Source organism: Bradyrhizobium sp. (assembly GCF_030693485.1).
Lineage (GTDB): Bacteria > Pseudomonadota > Alphaproteobacteria > Rhizobiales > Xanthobacteraceae > Bradyrhizobium.
Map to the genome: position 1 here is coordinate 1 of NZ_JAUYAN010000037.1, position 2,868 is coordinate 2,868.

The 2,868-nt window shown below is 66.4% G+C and carries 2 protein-coding genes; one reads left to right on the plus strand and one right to left on the minus strand.

Going from position 1 to position 2,868, the window contains the following annotated elements:
- Position 1: 1 nt before the first annotated feature.
- Positions 2–1,657: a phosphoglucomutase (alpha-D-glucose-1,6-bisphosphate-dependent) gene (pgm, locus tag Q8N40_RS02805; protein WP_305710725.1), complete on the minus strand. Its 1,656-nt coding sequence runs from the start codon at positions 1,655–1,657 to the stop codon at positions 2–4.
- Between the two features lie 164 nt (positions 1,658–1,821).
- On the opposite strand from pgm, the gene Q8N40_RS02810 reads away from it, so the two are divergent.
- A partial coding sequence (locus Q8N40_RS02810; protein WP_305710726.1) for a DEAD/DEAH box helicase family protein occupies positions 1,822–2,868 on the plus strand: 1,047 nt, incomplete at its 3' end.

Sequence of the window (2,868 nt, forward strand, 5' to 3'; positions counted from 1 at the left end):
CTCAGCCGCCTGCCGCAAATGCACGCGCGATGGCGCGCTGGGCGTCGTCCTGGATCTGCCGCAGGTGATCCGCGCTGCGAAAGCTCTCCGCATAGATCTTGTAGACATCCTCGGTGCCCGACGGCCGCGCCGCGAACCATCCGCTGTCCGACGTCACCTTGATGCCGCCGAACGGCTGGCCGTTGCCGGGCGCCGCTGACGACACCGCGCGAACCGGCTCGCCCGCCAGTTCCGCCATATCAAGCTTTTCGGCCGACAGCGCCTTCAGCAGGTTCTTCTGAACCGGCGTCGCCGGCGCGTCGATCCGCTCGTAGTAGGGCATGCCGAGTTCGTCGGTCAGCTTCGTGAACAGCTGACTGGGATCGGATCTGGTGCGCGCCGTTATCTCGGCGGCCAGCAGTCCCAGAATGATGCCGTCCTTGTCGGTGGTCCAGACCGAGCCGTCCCTGCGCAGGAATGAGGCGCCGGCGCTCTCCTCGCCGGCGAACCCGAACGAGCCGTCGCAAAGGCCATCGACGAACCATTTGAATCCGACGGGGGTTTCAACCAGCCCGCGGCCGAGCTTCTTCGCGACGCGATCGATGATCGCGCTGGAGACGATGGTCTTGCCGACCGCGCTGTCGACGCGCCATTGCGGACGGTTCGCGAACAGATAGGCGATCGATGCGGCGAGGTAATGGTTCGGGTTCATCAGCCCGTTCGATCCGGTCACGATGCCGTGCCGGTCGGCGTCGGTGTCGTTGGCAAAGGCGACGTCGAAGCGGTCGCGCATGCCGATCAGCCGCGCCATCGCGTAAGGCGACGAGCAGTCCATCCGGATCTTGCCGTCCCAATCGAGCGTCATGAAGCGAAACGTCGGATCGACCGCATCGCTGACGATGGTGGCGTTGAGGCCGTAGCGCGCGATGATCGGCTGCCAGTAACGCACGCCGGCGCCGCCCAGCGGGTCGATGCCGATCCGGACGCCGGAGCCGCGGATCGCCTCCATGTCGAGGACGTTGCCGAGGTCGGCGACATAGGGCCCGATGAAATCGTGGCGGTGAACGCAGGCCGCCCGGCGCGCGCGGTCGTAGGGGATGCGCTGGACGCCGCGCAGCGCGACTTCCAGCAAGCCGTTGGCGGCGCGCTCGATTCCGGAGGTGACGTCGGTGTCCGCCGGTCCGCCATTGGGCGGATTGTATTTGAAACCGCCGTCTTCCGGCGGGTTATGCGACGGCGACATCACGACGCCGTCGGCGAGGCCCCGTTCGCGGCCCTTGTTGTAGCCGAGGATGGCGTGCGAAATCACCGGCGTCGGCGTATAGCCGTCATCGGCGTCGATCATCACCTCGACGCCGTTGGCCGCAAACACTTCGAGCGCGCTCGCCAGCGCCGGCTCGGCCAGCGCGTGGGTGTCGATGCCGACGAACATCGGCCCGTCGATGCCGGCGCGTTGGCGGTGATCGCACAGCGCCTGGCTGATCGCCAGGATATGCGCCTCGTTGAAGGCGTGGTTGAGCGCGGAGCCGCGATGCCCCGAAGTGCCGAACGACACCCGCTGCGACGGCACCGACGGGTCGGGCTTGCCTGCAAAATAAGCCGTCACCAGCCGCGGCACATTCGCCAGCATCGAGGGGTCGACGATCTTGCCGGCAAGCGGATTGATTTCAGCGGCCACCTGGTCTCCTCAACGGTTTTGCTATTTGGGCATTGTAGGGAGAATGCAGGTTCGAACAAGGGACAGGCTCTTCCATGTGCTGCCACCTGCTGACATGGCAACGCGCCGTTTCCGTGGGGCTTTCCGCCCTTTTATGTCGGCCGGACTCATCCCATATTCGACCCATGGCGAAGCATCCCAACACTCCGAAAAAGCCCTCGAAAACCCCGAAATCCAGGGTGCAAGGTTCCAAGGCGTCGAGGCCCGATGTGCAGCCGATCGGGCCGGCGCTGGCGAAACTGCTCAATCCCGCGATCAACCGCGGCGATGCCGGGATGGGATCTGGCACCGGATTGCGTCCGCCGCCGGACAATTCGAAAGACCGCCGCTCCGGCGGCGAGGCCGCACTGCATCGCGCGCGGGCGTCGACCCGCGGCACGAGCGACGATGTGGCGAAGCGGGATGCTTCGGTCAGCCGCCAGACCTCCGTTGCCGCGCCCCCACCCAACCCTCCCCCGCAAGCGGGAGAGGGCTCCACACGACACCTGCCGGGCGCGAATGGAAGAAATAACGCCGCGGACGCACAGCCTGCGTCCCCTCTCCCGCTTGCGGGGGAGGGTCAGGGTGGGGGCGCCTCAGCGATCCGAGGTTTCGACGAAGCCCCGCCCGCCAATTACGGCACCGCCGCCACCATCCCCACCCTCGACCCGGAACTGGCAAAGCAGCTCGGCTTCACCACGGAGGAAGAAGACCTCGCAGCGCTGGCGCGGCCGCCGCGCAACAAGATGGAGGCGCTCGGCGTCGCCGCCACGGCCGACGCGCTGGAAAGCCTGATCCGCGACGGCCGCCCCGAATTCAAGGGCGAGGACGGCCAGGTCAAGATCTGGACCCCGCATCGCCCGCCGCGCCCGGACAAATCCGAAGGCGGCGTCCGCTTCGTGATCAAATCCGAATACGAACCGAAGGGCGACCAGCCGACCGCGATCAGGGAACTGGTCGAGGGCATTGCGCGCAACGACCGCACCCAGGTGCTGCTCGGCGTCACCGGAAGCGGCAAGACGTACACGATGGCCAAGGTGATCGAGGCGACGCAACGGCCCGCCATCATTCTGGCGCCGAACAAGACGCTGGCGGCGCAGCTCTATGGCGAGTTCAAGAGCTTCTTCCCCGACAACGCCGTCGAGTATTTTGTCTCCTATTACGACTACTACCAGCCCGAGGCCTATGTGCCG